Here is a 14,761-nt window from a genome sequence, read left to right as displayed (position 1 = left end):
GGGATTCCCGTCGGGTGCAGTTCAGTGCTTGTCCGGGTGCAAGAGCCGGGCGCGCAACTCCGCCAGGGCTTCGTTCAGACGGTGGACATCCTCCGTCAACTCCATCACCCGTCCCTGAAGGTGCACATTGAGCTTGTTCTGGTGGAAGATGTAGAACCGGAACAGTCGCGCCAGCAGGCGCTTTGAGAGACGCCCCAGCGTGCCCACTTTGGAATCTTCCACGTACGCTTCGCCGGGCAGCGGCAACATCTGCCGCACCAGTTCGGGCTGCGAGCGCAGCGCCAGTTGCCACCCCTGACCGCCCTGATAGCCATTCTGGATAGCCACCGGCAGGTCTGGCGTCGTCACGGCCGGCGGGGCCGCCGGTGCTGATGCCGGTTCCTGGCGTGCGGCCAGGGCGCGCTGGATGACTTTCGCCCGGCGGCAACGTTCAATCTCACGCAGCCGGGCTTCCACCACACGGCCGATGGCTGCAATCGAATGGTATTCCCGCATGTCACGCGCCGCCTGCTCACCGCGCGCGCGGGCCGCTTCCGGGTGGTCACAGACTTCCCGCATCAGCCGCGCCGCGTGCCCGACATTTGGCTCCGCCCAGATGTTCCCGGCGCGATAGACATGCGTGGTTTCACGAATGGCCACCGGTGTAACCTCAACCGGAAAGCTGTTGTCCGGCGTCATGAAGTCCATGTTGCCCGACCAGCCCGTGGCAATGACCGGCTTCCCAAAGTACATCGCTTCGGCAATCGTCAGCCCGAAGCCTTCCGAGCGGTGCAGCGAAATGTAGGCATCACAGGCCTGGGTCAGCGCATGCTTGTCTTCCCGCGAGAGATAGCCATTCAGAATACGGATGTTGCTTCCCTGGACGGCCGCTGTGAGCCGGGCAAAGGACTCCGGCGCCAGATGCTCGTTGATGCACTTGAGCACGAGACACACCGGCTCGTCGGGGCGAAAGGCGCGCTTGAAGGCTGCCACTGCCGCCAGTGGGTTTTTCCGCTCGAACGTGCTGTTGAAGTCAAAAGAGTAGAGGAAACAAAACTCATCCTCACGCAGCCCGAAATACGACTTGCTGCGCGGCGTCACTGCCCCCGGCTCGACCACGTGGGGAATGGTGTACACCGGCGTTTCAAGGCTTTTTTCGAGGCTGGCGCGAATGAAGTGGCTGGCCGTCCAGATTTCATCAAAGCGGCGCGCACATGGCACCCACTCGGAAGGAAAGTCCGGCAGTTCCCACGCCCACAGACCGATGTTGTACCGATCCTGGAAGAAATCCTCTGTTGTCCGGCTGGCAAACACCTCGACCTGGTCGGCGTTGACACATATAAGATTGATGCCAAAGGGGTTGTCACGTGAAAATTCGCCAAATGTGGCATCGAGTTTCCGGCTTGGGGCCGTATCGGAAAAGTCATACAGGCTTGTGGCATAGCCCAGCTTCTGAATGACGCGGACATACCCCCGCGCCGCCTCGCCGATGCCCAGTTCGGCCCGAAAGTAACCGGCAATGTTGACACCCATCGGCAGCTCAACCGGCTCAATGCCGGTGATTTCCTGAAAGAAGGAACGCCGCCCACCCGCTGCAAAAGGATCACCAAACTGCCGCCCCTGCCGGAGAGCTTCGGCGTACTGGCGGCGCATGGCCGGCTCGATGGGAAAGCCGTTGTCAAACGTCGCAAAACCATAGGGAATCCGGCGGTAGCGCGCGTGGCCGTTGGCTGCCAGCAGCTTCGTGTAACGCTCAAACAGCGGCGCAACCACCGGGTACTCTTTCAGCGTGTAGCGCGACAGATGCCGGGAGATGACGGTCGGGTGGGACGTATCGTAGCCGCTGAAGTGAAAGAACAGGATCGGCTCACCTTTGGCAAAAAACTCACCGTCCTGCTGCGTGATGTCCCGCTCGCGCAGGTTCCAGTACGCCACGTTGAGACCCGGATGACGCAGCACCTGCACGCCGTCAAACAGCCCCGGCACAAGATCAATCCACTTCTGATCGACAAACAGCCCTTTGCTGACTTCGTTGAAGCAAAAGTCTTCCAGCCGCCGGCTCCACCACGCCAGCATCCGTTCGGTTTCGGCTCCGGCTGCCAGTCCGATGAAGCCCAGGTTGTATGCACCGGCCTGGAGGATGTTGACTTCAGTCGGGATTTTGTCGTCGAGCGGCAGCGGCTCGACCAGATGGGGCGTCAGGACGATGTTGGACTGGTCAAGCGCGTCAAGAACGATGTCCAGCGGCCGCAGCACGAGAATGTCCGGGTCAAGATAGACCACCTTCCGGTAGCCCTGCCTGAAAAGATGGCTGAGGTAAAACGGTTTGACCGCCGTGCACAGCTCGGTGACATCGTATTTGAAAGCCATCGGGCGAAAGCGGGTTTCCGGCAGAAAGTCCGCCGGCCCGTGAAGCTGAAGCGCCATCCCGTCTGCCGCCAGGGGCGGCAGTTCGTCGCGGTCCACCACCAACGCGGCAACATCCGCCTGGGGATGCTGCGCCCGGAGGGAATCGGCCAGCGTCCGAATGCAGGCAAAGTAGTTTTTGGCTGCGATGGTGCAGAAGACAATGGGTTTCATGCAACGGCGTTCATGGCCGGGACGGCAACGGGATCGGAAAAGGTGCTGAGGTAGGTCTGTGCCACTTCGGTCGGGTCCCCCAGCGCCCGCACCTGCCCTTGGTCAAGCCAGAGCGCCCGTTGACACCAAGCGGTCAGAATGGCCGTGTCGTGGGTGACCAGCAGCAGGGTCCTGCCCTTTTCCTGAAACATCCGCATCCGCTCCAGACACTTTTCCGTAAAGGCAATGTCGCCCACGGCCAGGACCTCATCAATGATGAGAATGTCGGGATCGACGTTGACGGCCACCGAAAAGGCCAGCCGCATGCGCATGCCGGTTGAGTACGTCCACACCGGCGCGTCAATGAAATCTTCCAGTTCGGCAAAGGTGACGATGTCATCGAAGCGCGCCCGGATTTCACGTGGCGACAGCCCCAGCACCAGCCCGTTGAGAAAGACGTTCTCGCGGCCCGACATCTGCTCGTGAAAGCCGACGCCCAGGCTCAGCAGGGCCGCCACCCGGCCCCGGACGGCAATGCGCCCTGTGGTCGGTTTGAGGATGCCGCACAGCAGCTTCAGCAGCGTGCTTTTTCCGGCCCCGTTGCGCCCGATGATGCCGAAGGTTTCACCGGCAGCGACCGAAAATGAAACGTCCCTGACGGCTTCTATCCGTTCTGACAGCCGCCGCTCGAACATTTCGCCATTGATGAGCGACTCTTTGAGCGTCCGATACCGGCGGGGCTGGTAGCGTTTGAAGGTCTTGCTGAGATGTTCGACGTAAATGGCAACCGTCAACGGGCACCTCCCAGTGCGTCAAGCCGCCGATGATGTGCTGTGCTTCACGGGAGTGTCAAGCGCCGATTTTTCCCCTCCCGCCACCCCGCATAAGCCCCAACCGGCTCATCCGGCATGGCTGGCGCAACCGGCCGGCGGCGCGTGAAGCTACATTGCCCACCGCCGGTACAGGCGGGGCAGGGCTTCGGGCAGGCGCGCAGCTTCGCGGATGCAGGCATACCGTCCCCGCCCGAAGAGAATATCCAGCAGGGCTTCGTCCTGACCAGCTTCCAGCGCCACCCCCAGGGGCTTGACCCCGACGGACTGCGCCTCGGCCAGCGCCTGCGCCGTATCGGCTACGGCGTAGGTCACGTCGCCGTAGTCGCTGTCCTGCGGCAGGCCGTCCGTCACCACCAGCAGCAGGCGCGACCGCGCGGCTTCACGCAGCAACAACTGTGTGGCGTGGCGCACAGCCGCCCCCAGGCGCGTATTGGCCGCCGGCACCAGCGCCGCCAGGCGGGAGGGCAGACAGCGCGCCGGTTCCGCAAATGTCTTGAGCTGAAAACACCGCACGGACTGACGTCCCTGACTGTTGAACGCATAGACGGCAAAGCGATCCCCAATCTGGTCAAGCGCCGCGGCCAGACACTGGACACTCTCGATTTCCCCGTCCAGCACCCGCTGCGGCGACGCTCCCCGGCCGGCACCGGCCAGGTGTTCACCGGTCGAGCGGGAAACATCCAGCAACAGCAGGGCGGCCACCGAGCGCGTCGTCCGCTGGCGGACAGCATAGACGGCATCCGAAGCCCACGGCTGGGTTCGCCGCTCGACGTGGCGCTCGATAAGGGCTTCGACAACGAGTTCCTGCCCGTCCGTCGTCGGGCGCACCCAGGCGAAATCGCTTGGCTGCCAGCGTTCAAAGGCTCGCCGCAGACGGCGCACGGCCGTTTCGTCGCGCGGCGGCAACACCAGTGCCGGCGCCTGGGCGAGGCGGAGCGTCGCCACCCGACACCAGTTCGGACGGTAGTCCCCCAGACGGACATCCCATTCCGGGTAAGGCTCTATCTCTGCCGCCTGCCAGATGACCGGGGGAGGGCCGTTGCGGTCGGTTTCGTCCGGCATGGGTGTCACAACCGGCTGTTCTCCGGCATCCGAAGCGGTGCCTTCCGCCGGCGGTTGTTCCCCCTGCACCGGGACGCTGACCGGGGCCAGCGGCGACCGGTCCACTGCCGCCGTAGCTGAAGCGGCAGACGGCGCGTGGCGACCGGACGGAGTTTCCTCGTCCGGGCGGGTATCCGGCTGCCAGCGACGCTGCGTGGGCGGTGGAAGCAGGCGGTAGATGTCGAGTGTCACCCGGAGGGTATCGGCCACCGTCGCGCCTTCCGCCAGACAGGGCGACAATGCCTCGGTCAACGTGTGGGTCAGGGCGGCATATTCGGCCTGCACGGCCGGGCCAACCTGTCCCACCAGCGCCAGGCGGAACAGTAGTTCGACGACGGCGGCCCCAAGCGGTGCGCCAGCCAGGGAGCGCCGACTGGCCAGCAATGGCTCCGTCAGCGCCTCCGTATCGCGCGCCACGCCCCGGTAAGCCCGGCGCATGCCACGCAGCACGCGGGCCATTTCGATGACATCAAACAGCACCGTGGCCATCTCGGCATCAGGAAACAGCGCCAGCGTGTCCCCCACCGTGATGATTTCCGGGCGCGGCGGCAGGACATACTCCACGGCACGTTCGCGGATCAGGGCAAAATCCACGTGCGACAGCCCGCCCGCACCCGCCCCCAGATCGGCAAAAAAGGTGCGCGTCGTTTCGTAGGCCGCCCGCAGTACCGGGCTGTCCGCCACATCCCCGCCAAAGAGCAGCCGCCCTGCCCCCTGTGCCGCCAGAAGCTTGTAGAGCACAAAGTTCCGCTCGCGCTCATCGAAGACCGCCACCCGCCGGGGCAGCGCCAGATGATGCGCCTGCCCGCCCACCGTGACCCGGCCGCCGACTTCCACCGTATCGGCGACAGGCGTGGCCGCCACCAACTGAAAATGATGCCCGGTCAGCGCCCGCAGGTAGTGCCGCAGGGTTGGAATGGCTTCTGCAAGGGGAAGCCCCGGCAGGCAGGACTCCAGAGTTTCCCGCGCCTGGGTCGTTTCCAGACGGATGAAAGCGGCCAGACGCGAAGCATCCGCCCCATGGCGGTCCAGACCACAGGATAGCCAGGTGTGAAACTGCTCCGGCGTCAATTCCGGGTGCTGGGCCGCGACGCGCAGCGCCGCCGCCCCCAGCAGCGGCACACTGGCATAGAGCGGCGCGGCACGCTGGAACAATCCCCGGCACCGCGGCTCATCCTCGCTGAGCAGCAACGCGGACTGACAGGTTTCCCGGACGATGTCCGCCATGCGCGCCGTGTGCCGGGTCGCTGCCGCCCGTTCCAGCAGGTGGCAGAGACCCACCACCACGGGTTCTCCGAGCTGGGCCACCAGAGACGGAAACCGTACGCTGAACTCAGCCGCCAACTGGGGTGACAACCGTTCGAGGGCAGCCTGCGTACGCTCCAGCGCAGCGGCTGCCGGGGAGCCCAGGGTTGCCCCACGTCCGGCCGACGAAACAGCGGAAGGCACACCATCGGACGGCGCGGAGGCCGGCGGTGGCTCCGCCGGAGCCGGTGGCGCCGTCTGGCGTGGGCGCAGCAGGCGTGACCAGGTTCGGAACAACATCACGGGACCTGCTTGCGTGCTGCGGCTGAGACATCCGCCGGCGCGTCTCCGGCGGGCGCCGGACGCCACAGGTTGCGCAGCGCGTCAAACCGCGCCCGCCACCAGGAGCCATCCGTCAGATCATCGAAAAGCTCATACAGCACCGGTATGGCCACCAGTGTCAGGAGCAGACACAGCGACTGCCCCCCGATGACGATAATCGCCACGGAACGCAGCACCGCCGAGCCGGGCGTCTGCGCCACGGCCATGGGAATCAGCCCGGCCACCAGCGCCAGGGTCGTCATCAGAATCGGCCGCAGCCGGTCGCGGCAACCGGCCACAATGGCGGCATAGCGTTCCTGCCCGGCCGCCCGCAGCACGTTGATGTGGTCAATCTGCAGAATGGAGTTTTTCTTCACCACGCCGAACAGCATCAGAATCCCCAGCGCCGAAAAAATGTTGAGCGTTTCGCCGAAGGGAATCAGCGACAGCAGGGCAAAGGGCACCGCCATGGGCAGGCTCAGCAGAATCGTCACCGGATGCAGGAAGCTTTCAAACTGCGCCGCCAAAATCATGTACATAAAGACGAACGACAGAACGAAAGCCATCAGGAAGTTGGCCGCCGCCTTCCCCAGTTCCTTGCTCTGGCCGAGCTTGCTGGCCTGATACTCCGGGCCCAGTCCAAGCTGTTTGGACTTCTCATCCAGCCCCTGCAGGACGCGGTCCAGCGAGTAGCCCGGCTGCAGGTTGGCGGAAATCGTCACCTGGCGCTGCCGGTTGTACCGGTCAATCTGCGCCGGCCCGACCCCGCTGAAAAACGAAACGAAGTTGGCAATGGGTACATTGCCGAGCCGGGTCGAAGGCACATACGAGCGCAACAGCGTTTCCGGCCCCGTACGGTCTTCCTGGCGCAGCCGGAAACGTACGTCGTAACGGTCGTCGCCTTCGCGGTACGTGCCGACGATTTCCCCGGCCACGAGCGTCCGCAACCCGGAAGCGACGGCGGCCACGTTCACGCCCAGGTTGGCGGCCTTTTCGCGGTCAATGACCGCCCGCAGTTCAGGCTTCCCGACTTCGAGCGTTGTGTCCACGTCCACCACCCCCGGCATGCCTTTCAGAAAGTCCATCAGCCGCTGGGAAGCGTCCGTGAGTTTGGCAATGTCCGGCCCCCGGACGACATACTGCACCGGCGCGGCTGAGTTTCCACCGCCGGTAATGGCCTGCACATACTGCACCGAGATGTGTTTCCCCTGCTGGTCGGCCAGCTTGTCACGGACGATCTGCATCAGGTCAGCCTGGGTCAGCGCGCGCTCCGTCAGCGGCGTCAACTGGACGAAGATGTTGCCCCGGTTGACCCGCCGTTGTTCATCACCGCCAAGCGTGGTCAGGCAGTGGGTGACGTGCGGTGTCGTCTGGACGATGGCTTCGAGGTTGGCCATCTGCTTTTCGGCTTCTTCCAGCGACGTGCCTTCGGGCAGCTTGACGGCGACCTCAAACATGCCCACATCGTCAAAGGGAATGAAGTTTTTGCCAATCACGGAAAAGATGGGAACAACCGACAGTACCGTGAGCACCGAAATGCCGATGATGACCACCGGACGCCGCAGCGACCACTCCAGCAGCCACATGTAGCCCCGCTCCAGCCAGCCATAGAAGCCCGTGGCACGCGACGACTTGTGGTGCACGCCGTCGGCCTTGGGTGGACGCAGGAAGCGCGAACACAGCATCGGCGTCAGCGTGAAGCTGACGAACATCGAGACCAGAATGGCAAAGGCGCAGGTGAAGCCGAAGGACGACATAAAGCGCCCGACAATGCCACCCATAAACGCCACCGGGACGAAGATGACGACCAGCGAAAGGGTCGTCGCCAGAACGGCAAAACCGATGTCGGCCGTGGCTTCCCTGGCGGCCTCGAAGGCTGACATCCCCTTCTCTTCCATAAAGCGGTAGATGTTTTCGAGCACCACGACGGCATCATCAATGACAATCCCGACGCTGAGCACCAGCGCCAGCATCGTCATGCGGTTGAGCGTAAAGCCCATGGCGTACATCAGGCCGTAGGTCGCTACGACCGAAGCAGGAATCGCGATGGCGGAAATGACCGTCGAGCGCCAGTTGCGCAGAAACAGCAGGATGACGAGCGCCGCCATGATGGAGCCGAGCAGCAGGTGCTCCTGTACGGCGTCAAAGGAATCCTGAATGAAAATGGACTGGTCCTTGAGGTACTGCACCCGGAAATCCGCCGGAAGCTGGGGCAGGATTTCCGCCATGCGTTCCTTGACGAGCCGCACGACTTCCAGGGTGTTTGTCCCGGACTGCTTGCGGATTTCCAGAATGACCGCCGGCTTTCCGTCGAGGCGGGCCAGTGAACGCGGCTCCTCGACCCCGTCTTCGACATAGCCGATGTCTTTGACGTAGATCGGCAGTCCGTTGGCGGTTCCAACGATGACGCGGTTGAAGTCCTCGACGCTGGTGACGCGCCCAAGGGTACGCAGCGACAGCTCCCGGCGACCATCTTCGAGCCGCCCGCCGGGAATTTCGACGTTCTGTGCGCGCAGCGCCTGCTTGATGGCTTCGACGCTGAGGTTGTAGGACGCAATCTTCGACGCATCGAGAACAATCTGAATCTCCCGTTTGCGGTCGCCGATGAAGGACACGCGCCCCACGCCGCTGAGCGATTCCAGGTTTTGCTTCACCAGCTTGTCGGCAATTTCGGTGATTTCGCGCGCCGAACGATTGCCGGAAATGGCCAGTGACAGCACGGGTTGGGTGTCGGGGTCGAGCTTTTCGATGACCGGCGCTTTGACATCGGAAGGCAGCTCGCCAAGGATGCGGTTGACCTTGTCGCGGACATCCTGGGCGGCTTCGTCTATGTTGCGCTCCAGCACAAAGACGACGAACACCTGCGACACCCCCTCGGCCGAAACCGAACGCAGCTCATCCACACCGGCAATGGTGTTGACGGCTTCCTCGATGCGCTTCGTGACCTGGGTTTCGACTTCTTCCGGCGAGGCCCCGTCGAGGCGTGTCGTGATCGTCACCGTCGGGAGGTCAATCTTGGGAAAGAGATCAACGCCCAGCTTGAAGTAGGAAAATGCCCCCACGACGATAAACGCCATGACGAGCATCGTGGCGAAGACGGGACGCTTGATACACAGTTCGGCGAGTTTTTGCATAACGGCAGAGTGCGGGACCAGCCGCCCGCAGCGGCGCTAGGTCGTCAACTTTTTCACGCTGTCGCGGTCGCGGTAACGGGCTTGTGTCTTCGGGTTGCCAAAAATGGCATCGGCAATCGGGGGAATCTTGCCGAGATACATCAACGGGCGGTACCACCACGGCACGACGATTTTGCGCCGGGGCGACCGGATGGCTTTTTCAATGGCGCGGGCGACGATGTCCGGCCCCGGCATGGCATAGCGCAGTCCGGCGGTCATCTCGGTGCGAATGAATCCCGGCGCGACGAGTACGACGTGCAGCCCGCGGCCTTTGACTTCCCGCCGCAGGGCATCGTTGAAGCCACGCACGGCGAATTTCGATGCGGTGTACATCCCCACCGTGGCGACTTCCCCGGCCACCGAGCCGATGTTGACGATGACGCCGCCGGGCGGCAGGTGTGGCAGCGCGTACTTGGCACACAGCGCGCAGCCCAGAACGTTGACTTCAAGCACCTGCCGGAGCAGTTCATCGCGGGTGTCGCACAGGTTGAGGCCGCCGCCGGTGCCGGCGTTGTTGACGAGCACTTCCAGCTTTCCGAACGTGGCCAGGGTTTCCTGCATGAGGCGGCGTACGTCGTGGCTTTGCGTCACGTCGCCAACGACCACGAGCGCATGTCCGCCCTGCTCCCGGATGTCCGCGGCCAGCTCCTGGAGTTGGGCTTCACGCCGGGCAAAGAGGACGACTTTGGCGCCCTGTGCAGCAAGATGCCGGGCCGTGGCCGCGCCAATGCCACTCGATGCACCGGTAATGACAATGACCCGATCCTTGATGTTCATAGGAAGTGGCTCCGCGTTGCTGGAAGCGTCAGGAAACTCTGACCGGCGTGCCGTCAGTGAGGCGGTCAAGGGCCGTGGTGATGACCTGTTCGCCCGGCTTGAGACCTTCGGTGATTTCGACCGATTCGCCATCGCGTTTGCCCAGGCGTACCTTGCGTTCCACGGCCTTGCCGTCCACAGCCACGAAGACTTTTTCGACGCCGGCCACACTGACCACGGCCAGGGACGGGATGAACACCGCCGGGACATCACTGGCGATGTCCACATACACCCGCGCAAACATGCCCGGTTTGAGCAGCCCCTGCGGATTGGGAGCCACGGCTTCGACCATCAGCAGCCGCGTCTGCTGGTTGAGGACGGGGCTGATACGTGCCACGCGCGCCGGAAAATCGCGTCCCGGATAGGCATCGGTCGTAAAGCGCACTGGCATATTGGGCTTGACGTAGGACACACCGACTTCGGCGACATTGGCCTGCAACCGGATGGGATCGAGCCGGACAATGGTCACGATGTCCCGGTTGCCGCCCTGTTCGTTGATGAAGTCGCCACGTGACTTGTGGCGGACGCTGACGAACCCGCTGATGGGGGCACGAACGGCGGAGTCTTCAAGTTTTTTTCTGGCCAGCCGCACTTCAGCCTGGCGCTGTTCGACCATGCCGATGCGCATGACGGCTTCATCGCGGGCGGCCTGGTGACGGGCTTCGGCCGCGCGGTAGTTGGCTTCGACGGTATCCCACCGCTGCCGGGGGACATCCCCGGATTCGACAAGGCGCTGGGTTCGTTCCATCTGGGCGCGGGCGTCATCGAGTGTGGCTTTGGCCTGGCGCACGGTGGGAACGGCTTCGATGTCTATGGGATCACGCCGTCCGGCTTCGCCGAGCATGGCGCGGGCCTGCGCCAGGGCGGCTTCGGCCTGCTGGAGCCTGAGTTCGTATTCCTTGGGAGAAATGCGGGCAATGATCTGTCCGGCCTTGACCGGGCTGCCAACATCCACGGTGAGTTCGGCGATCTCGCCGCCCACCTGGCCGGCGACGACCACCTGTTCATCGGGCACGAGCGAACCGACGGTTTCGATGGACTTTTTGATGAGCCGTTCGACGGCCGGAGTCGTTCGGACTTCGAGCACTGGCGGCGGCGTGGCATTGTCGGCGGCGGCGCTGACCGTTTCTTTCTTGTGTGAGCAGCCGCTCAGCAGGCTGACCAGCAGCAGCGCCAGCACCACCTGGAAGCGCGGGCTTCCGCCTCCCTGGAAGCGCGGGCGTCCACCCTCTTGGGAGCGCGGGCGTCCCGCCCGCCAAACATGCCGGGCTTCCACCTCCTGAGAAGGCGGGCGTCCCGCCCGCCAGACATGACTCCAACAAAGCAGCTTCTTCATGACGGTACAACGGTTTCGCCGGCAGGATGAACCCGGGCCCCGGCTGCCGGCCGCCGGATGCCCTCAAAGAAAATGCTGCTGTAGGCGCGTGCGAGCGCTTCGGGCGATCCGGTCACGGTCTGATCGCCGTGAAGCTGCTCGAACATGGTTTGCAGAAAGGGCATGGCAAAGAGGGAACGCGCCACCACGTGGGGATTGACTTCCCTGAACGCGCCTTCACGGATGCGGGTTTCAATGTAATCGGCCAGGAAGTCAAAAATGTCGCGCACATAGAGCCGGAAGAACATATCGGAAAGTTCGTGGCCTTCGAGGGCGCTGAAAAACAGCAACCGCTGGAAGGAATAATCGGCGCGGTGCCGCTCGATGACGTGCCGCATGATGGTTTCAAAGAAGTTCTGGTCATCGCGCCGGGCGGCCAGCTCACGCATGCGCTCCCAGAAGCTCCGGGCGTCGGCGTCTTTCATCTTCTGGTCGAGAATCGCGGCATAGAGGTCCTGCTTGGTCGCAAAGTGCCGAAAAATGATGGCCTCGCTCACACCGGCGCGCGCGGCAATCTCTTTGGTCGTGACGCCGTTGAAACCCTTTTCGGAAAACTGCTGCATGGCAATGCGGACAATCTGCCGCCGCCGGTCTTCCCCGGACATCCGGCGGGGGGTTGTCGTTGGCCGTGCGGTCGTCAGTGGGGCACTGGTCATGGCAGTCAGGGTATGTTTACTTACAAAGTTAGTATTCACTTACTCACCAGAGACTATACTGGCATCCCATCCGCCGACAAGCTAGTTTTCCACTTATGACGGCGGAAACCTCTTCTTCTGCGCCCGCACTGATCTGGCGGGCGGCGCACTTTACGGAACTGACGGTGGATGAGCTGTACGCCCTGCTTCAGGCGCGGGCCGCGGTATTTGTCGTTGAGCAGCAGTGCATCTATCAGGACATTGACGGCATTGACCGCCAGGCGCACCACATCCTGGGCTGGCGACAGACGGCGACGGGACGCGAACTGGTGGCCTACTGTCGGCTTGTTGCGCCGGGCGTCAAGTATGCCGAGCCATCCATCGGGCGGGTGATCACACCGGCGGCCGGACGTGGGCAGGGGTTTGGCAAGGCGCTCATGCAGCAGGCGCTCACCCTGCACGAGGAGCTGTATCCGGGACAGGGCAACCGGATTTCAGCCCAGCAATACCTGGAACGCTTTTACCGGGCTTTCGGCTACCGGACGGTTTCCGAACCCTACGATGAGGATGGCTTGCCGCACGTCGAGATGCTCCGCGAGGGCGGAATCCGTACAACCTGACCCATGTTGCCTGAAACACCAGTCACGACCCTGCTTCTGATTCGGCACGGGGAAACAATTGACGGCCCGGCCCCCCGCTGCCATGGCTGGACGGACCTGCCGCTTTCGGAGACGGGCCGGACGCAGATTGCGCGGCTGCGCGAGTACCTGCGCGCCTACCTGCGCGATGGGCAACCGGTAGCGATATACAGCAGCGACCTTCAGCGTTCGCGCCAGACAGCGGACATTCTGACCGAAGGGCAGAACCTGCGCCCAACGGCCGTGCACGCCCTACGTGAAATCAACTTTGGCGACCTCGAAGGTTGCCTGGTGGATGATCTGCCGGAGCGCTTTCCGGCAACGGTTGCCGCGTGGCGCACCAATCCGGCCACCTGTCGGTTTCCCAACGGGGAGAGTTTTCAGGAAGTCAAACAGCGGGTCCTGCCGACCGTCGAGCGGTTACTCAGCGCACATGCCGGAGCAACCATTGCGATGGCGCTGCACTCCGGCGTCAACCGCATCATTCTGGGCTGGGCGCTTGGTCTGCCGGATGAGTATCTCGTCCGACTCGAACAGGACCACGGCTGTCTCAACGTCATTACCTTTGGGCCGCTGCATCCGCGGCTGCGGCTGCACAATTTCGTCCCGGTGCTCACTGGCTCACACTGAAGGCAAACTTCTCCAACTGCTCAAGGCGGTCCTTGTTCCGCAAAACCAGATTTCCCTCCGCATCAAGGGCGACGACGTAGGGTTGGGCGGCTGGCATGGGCTTCTGAAAGATAACCTTTCCGTTGGCATCAGTCACAGCAACGAAGCCTCTGAAGATTTTTCCCTTTCGGCCTTCAAGAAGACCAATCCAGCGGGTTGTGCCGTCTTCCAGATTTACAGTGTCAGTTACGATAAGTTTGACAACCGCCGGATACTTTTCAAAAGGCAGGGGTGAAATTTCCAGAAGCTTTTGCTTGTCGAAGTCATAAAGCTTTCCAGAGGTATTGGAAACAAAGTTGACTCTGCCCCGGTTTCGTACAAACAGGCCTTCGAGAGTCTCGTGAGTCGGGATGTCTTTGACAACCGTGGCAATGGTTTTTCCATCCCGCCCGATGTTTCTGATCTCGGAAGTCTGCACCATAGCGAACCTGCTGGTCAGTGACTTTTCTACACCAAAGACCCACAGACTTCCATCCTGGTCAGCCATAATGTACCCTGCGAGAAAGCCCTGAAGAGGGACAACGGATTCCAGCACCCCATCCGCTGTGTAATGCGCAATCCAGTTCTCAAAAACCTTGAACTTGCCAAGAAGCAGATAGACATCTCCCTGACTCGTGACATCTGCATCCATCAATATATATTCTGCAAGTGGGCCCTCCATGAGGTTTTGAACCTGGCCACTTCCCTTTGAAATCCTTTTCAGACCAAGCGCACTGACATTCCCGCTCAGAACCGCTCCCGAAACATAGAGATTGTCCTGACCATCGAGTTTTATTCTCCCGATGGTGTCGAAATCCAGGGAGGCTGTATTGCCCAGCACGCCAATCTTCCTGATGTCTTCCAGGCAGGCTACCTTCAGAAAAGCTTCCCGCTCCCGATGTAACTCTTCATAGGTCAAGGTGGAGGCCGATGCCTCGGCCGGGTGAGAACTCCAAAGGTCAGGCCGGGTCAGCGCGAAGACACCCAAAACCACACCGGGAACAACAAAGGAAAGACAGACAGACTTCAGGGTGAAACGGAACATGGCTATCTCCTTCTTACATGTTTTGGGACCTCAGGGATGAAGCGGTGGGTACGCATCGCATTCATAACAATTAATCACACGCAATGATGTGGCATAACAGTAGCAATTCCACCTGAAGCAACCGGGCCTGCAGAGCAGATTCGTACGTAGCATTGACAGTTGTGGCAAAGCTGGAGGACCTCAAAGTACCAGAATTCAGGCGATCCCGTCTCGCCTTTGATGCATGCCTTTTGTGCCGCGACGGCGATGGCAGGAGCATTGCCCAAGTCAGGGCAAGCAGCAGGGCAGACAGCAGCGCACGTTTGGATGGCATTGGGGGTTGCCTCCTGTACTTCATAAGGGTTTATTGCATGAGAGCAAAAAAAACACTTTGTCAAGCACAAAGCGTCCACA

10 protein-coding genes are annotated in these 14,761 nt (G+C 62.2%); 2 read left to right on the top strand and 8 right to left on the bottom strand.

Features of this window, described 5'->3' with window-relative positions; translation table 11 throughout:
• Nucleotides 1-21: 21 nt before the first annotated feature.
• From J8C05_RS03880 to J8C05_RS03850, 7 genes are all read right to left on the bottom strand, one after another.
• Entirely contained in the window at nucleotides 22-2,559 is a 2,538-nt protein-coding gene (locus tag J8C05_RS03880) for a glycosyltransferase (protein ID WP_211422875.1), read from the bottom strand.
• A complete protein-coding gene (locus J8C05_RS03875; protein WP_211422874.1) occupies nucleotides 2,556-3,332 on the bottom strand; it encodes an ABC transporter ATP-binding protein in 777 nt (258 codons plus the stop codon). The genes J8C05_RS03880 and J8C05_RS03875 overlap by 4 nt, the downstream gene beginning before the upstream one ends.
• Before the next feature lie 147 nt (nucleotides 3,333-3,479).
• Nucleotides 3,480-6,017, bottom strand: a complete 2,538-nt coding sequence (locus tag J8C05_RS03870) for a nitric oxide reductase activation protein NorD (RefSeq protein ID WP_211422873.1) — start codon at nucleotides 6,015-6,017, stop codon at nucleotides 3,480-3,482.
• Complete coding sequence (locus J8C05_RS03865; protein WP_211422872.1) at nucleotides 6,017-9,172, bottom strand: efflux RND transporter permease subunit; 3,156 nt, start codon at nucleotides 9,170-9,172, stop codon at nucleotides 6,017-6,019. Before J8C05_RS03865 ends, J8C05_RS03870 begins: the two co-directional genes overlap by 1 nt.
• Nucleotides 9,173-9,208: 36 nt before the next feature.
• On the bottom strand, nucleotides 9,209-9,988 hold the full coding sequence (locus tag J8C05_RS03860; RefSeq protein ID WP_211422871.1) for an SDR family NAD(P)-dependent oxidoreductase: 780 nt from the start codon (nucleotides 9,986-9,988) through the stop codon (nucleotides 9,209-9,211).
• A gap of 28 nt (nucleotides 9,989-10,016) precedes the next feature.
• Nucleotides 10,017-11,363 (bottom strand): efflux RND transporter periplasmic adaptor subunit, encoded by a 1,347-nt coding sequence (locus J8C05_RS03855; protein ID WP_211422870.1) that lies wholly within the window; start codon nucleotides 11,361-11,363, stop codon nucleotides 10,017-10,019.
• Nucleotides 11,360-12,058: a TetR/AcrR family transcriptional regulator gene (locus tag J8C05_RS03850; RefSeq protein ID WP_211422869.1), complete on the bottom strand. Its 699-nt coding sequence runs from the start codon at nucleotides 12,056-12,058 to the stop codon at nucleotides 11,360-11,362. Before J8C05_RS03850 ends, J8C05_RS03855 begins: the two co-directional genes overlap by 4 nt.
• A gap of 95 nt (nucleotides 12,059-12,153) precedes the next feature.
• Here J8C05_RS03850 and J8C05_RS03845 point away from each other — a divergent pair, with 95 nt between their 5' ends.
• Both J8C05_RS03845 and J8C05_RS03840 read left to right on the top strand, forming a co-directional pair.
• Nucleotides 12,154-12,657, top strand: a complete 504-nt coding sequence (locus J8C05_RS03845) for a GNAT family N-acetyltransferase (RefSeq protein WP_211422868.1) — start codon at nucleotides 12,154-12,156, stop codon at nucleotides 12,655-12,657.
• Between the two features lie 3 nt (nucleotides 12,658-12,660).
• Complete coding sequence (locus tag J8C05_RS03840; RefSeq protein ID WP_211422867.1) at nucleotides 12,661-13,305, top strand: histidine phosphatase family protein; 645 nt, start codon at nucleotides 12,661-12,663, stop codon at nucleotides 13,303-13,305.
• Here J8C05_RS03840 and J8C05_RS03835 read toward each other — a convergent pair.
• Nucleotides 13,289-14,368 (bottom strand): NHL repeat-containing protein, encoded by a 1,080-nt coding sequence (locus J8C05_RS03835; RefSeq protein WP_211422866.1) that lies wholly within the window; start codon nucleotides 14,366-14,368, stop codon nucleotides 13,289-13,291. The genes J8C05_RS03840 and J8C05_RS03835 overlap by 17 nt on opposite strands.
• Nucleotides 14,369-14,761: the final 393 nt, after the last annotated feature.

Source organism: Chloracidobacterium sp. N (genome assembly GCF_018304765.1).
Taxonomy (GTDB): domain Bacteria; phylum Acidobacteriota; class Blastocatellia; order Chloracidobacteriales; family Chloracidobacteriaceae; genus Chloracidobacterium; species Chloracidobacterium aggregatum.
This window is presented reverse-complemented; position numbering and strand designations above follow the sequence as displayed.

What these genes read in the sequence shown, in the direction of transcription:
- J8C05_RS03880 (WP_211422875.1), bottom strand. Translation starts at nt 2,559, where the DNA reads ATGAAACCCATTGTCTTCTGCACCATCGCAGCCAAAAACTACTTTGCC.
- J8C05_RS03870 (WP_211422873.1), bottom strand. Translation starts at nt 6,017, where the DNA reads ATGTTGTTCCGAACCTGGTCACGCCTGCTGCGCCCACGCCAGACGGCG.
- J8C05_RS03865 (WP_211422872.1), bottom strand. Translation starts at nt 9,172, where the DNA reads ATGCAAAAACTCGCCGAACTGTGTATCAAGCGTCCCGTCTTCGCCACG.
- J8C05_RS03860 (WP_211422871.1), bottom strand. Translation starts at nt 9,988, where the DNA reads ATGAACATCAAGGATCGGGTCATTGTCATTACCGGTGCATCGAGTGGC.
- J8C05_RS03855 (WP_211422870.1), bottom strand. Translation starts at nt 11,363, where the DNA reads ATGAAGAAGCTGCTTTGTTGGAGTCATGTCTGGCGGGCGGGACGCCCG.
- J8C05_RS03850 (WP_211422869.1), bottom strand. Translation starts at nt 12,058, where the DNA reads ATGACCAGTGCCCCACTGACGACCGCACGGCCAACGACAACCCCCCGC.
- J8C05_RS03845 (WP_211422868.1), top strand. Translation starts at nt 12,154, where the DNA reads ATGACGGCGGAAACCTCTTCTTCTGCGCCCGCACTGATCTGGCGGGCG.
- J8C05_RS03840 (WP_211422867.1), top strand. Translation starts at nt 12,661, where the DNA reads ATGTTGCCTGAAACACCAGTCACGACCCTGCTTCTGATTCGGCACGGG.
- J8C05_RS03835 (WP_211422866.1), bottom strand. Translation starts at nt 14,368, where the DNA reads ATGTTCCGTTTCACCCTGAAGTCTGTCTGTCTTTCCTTTGTTGTTCCC.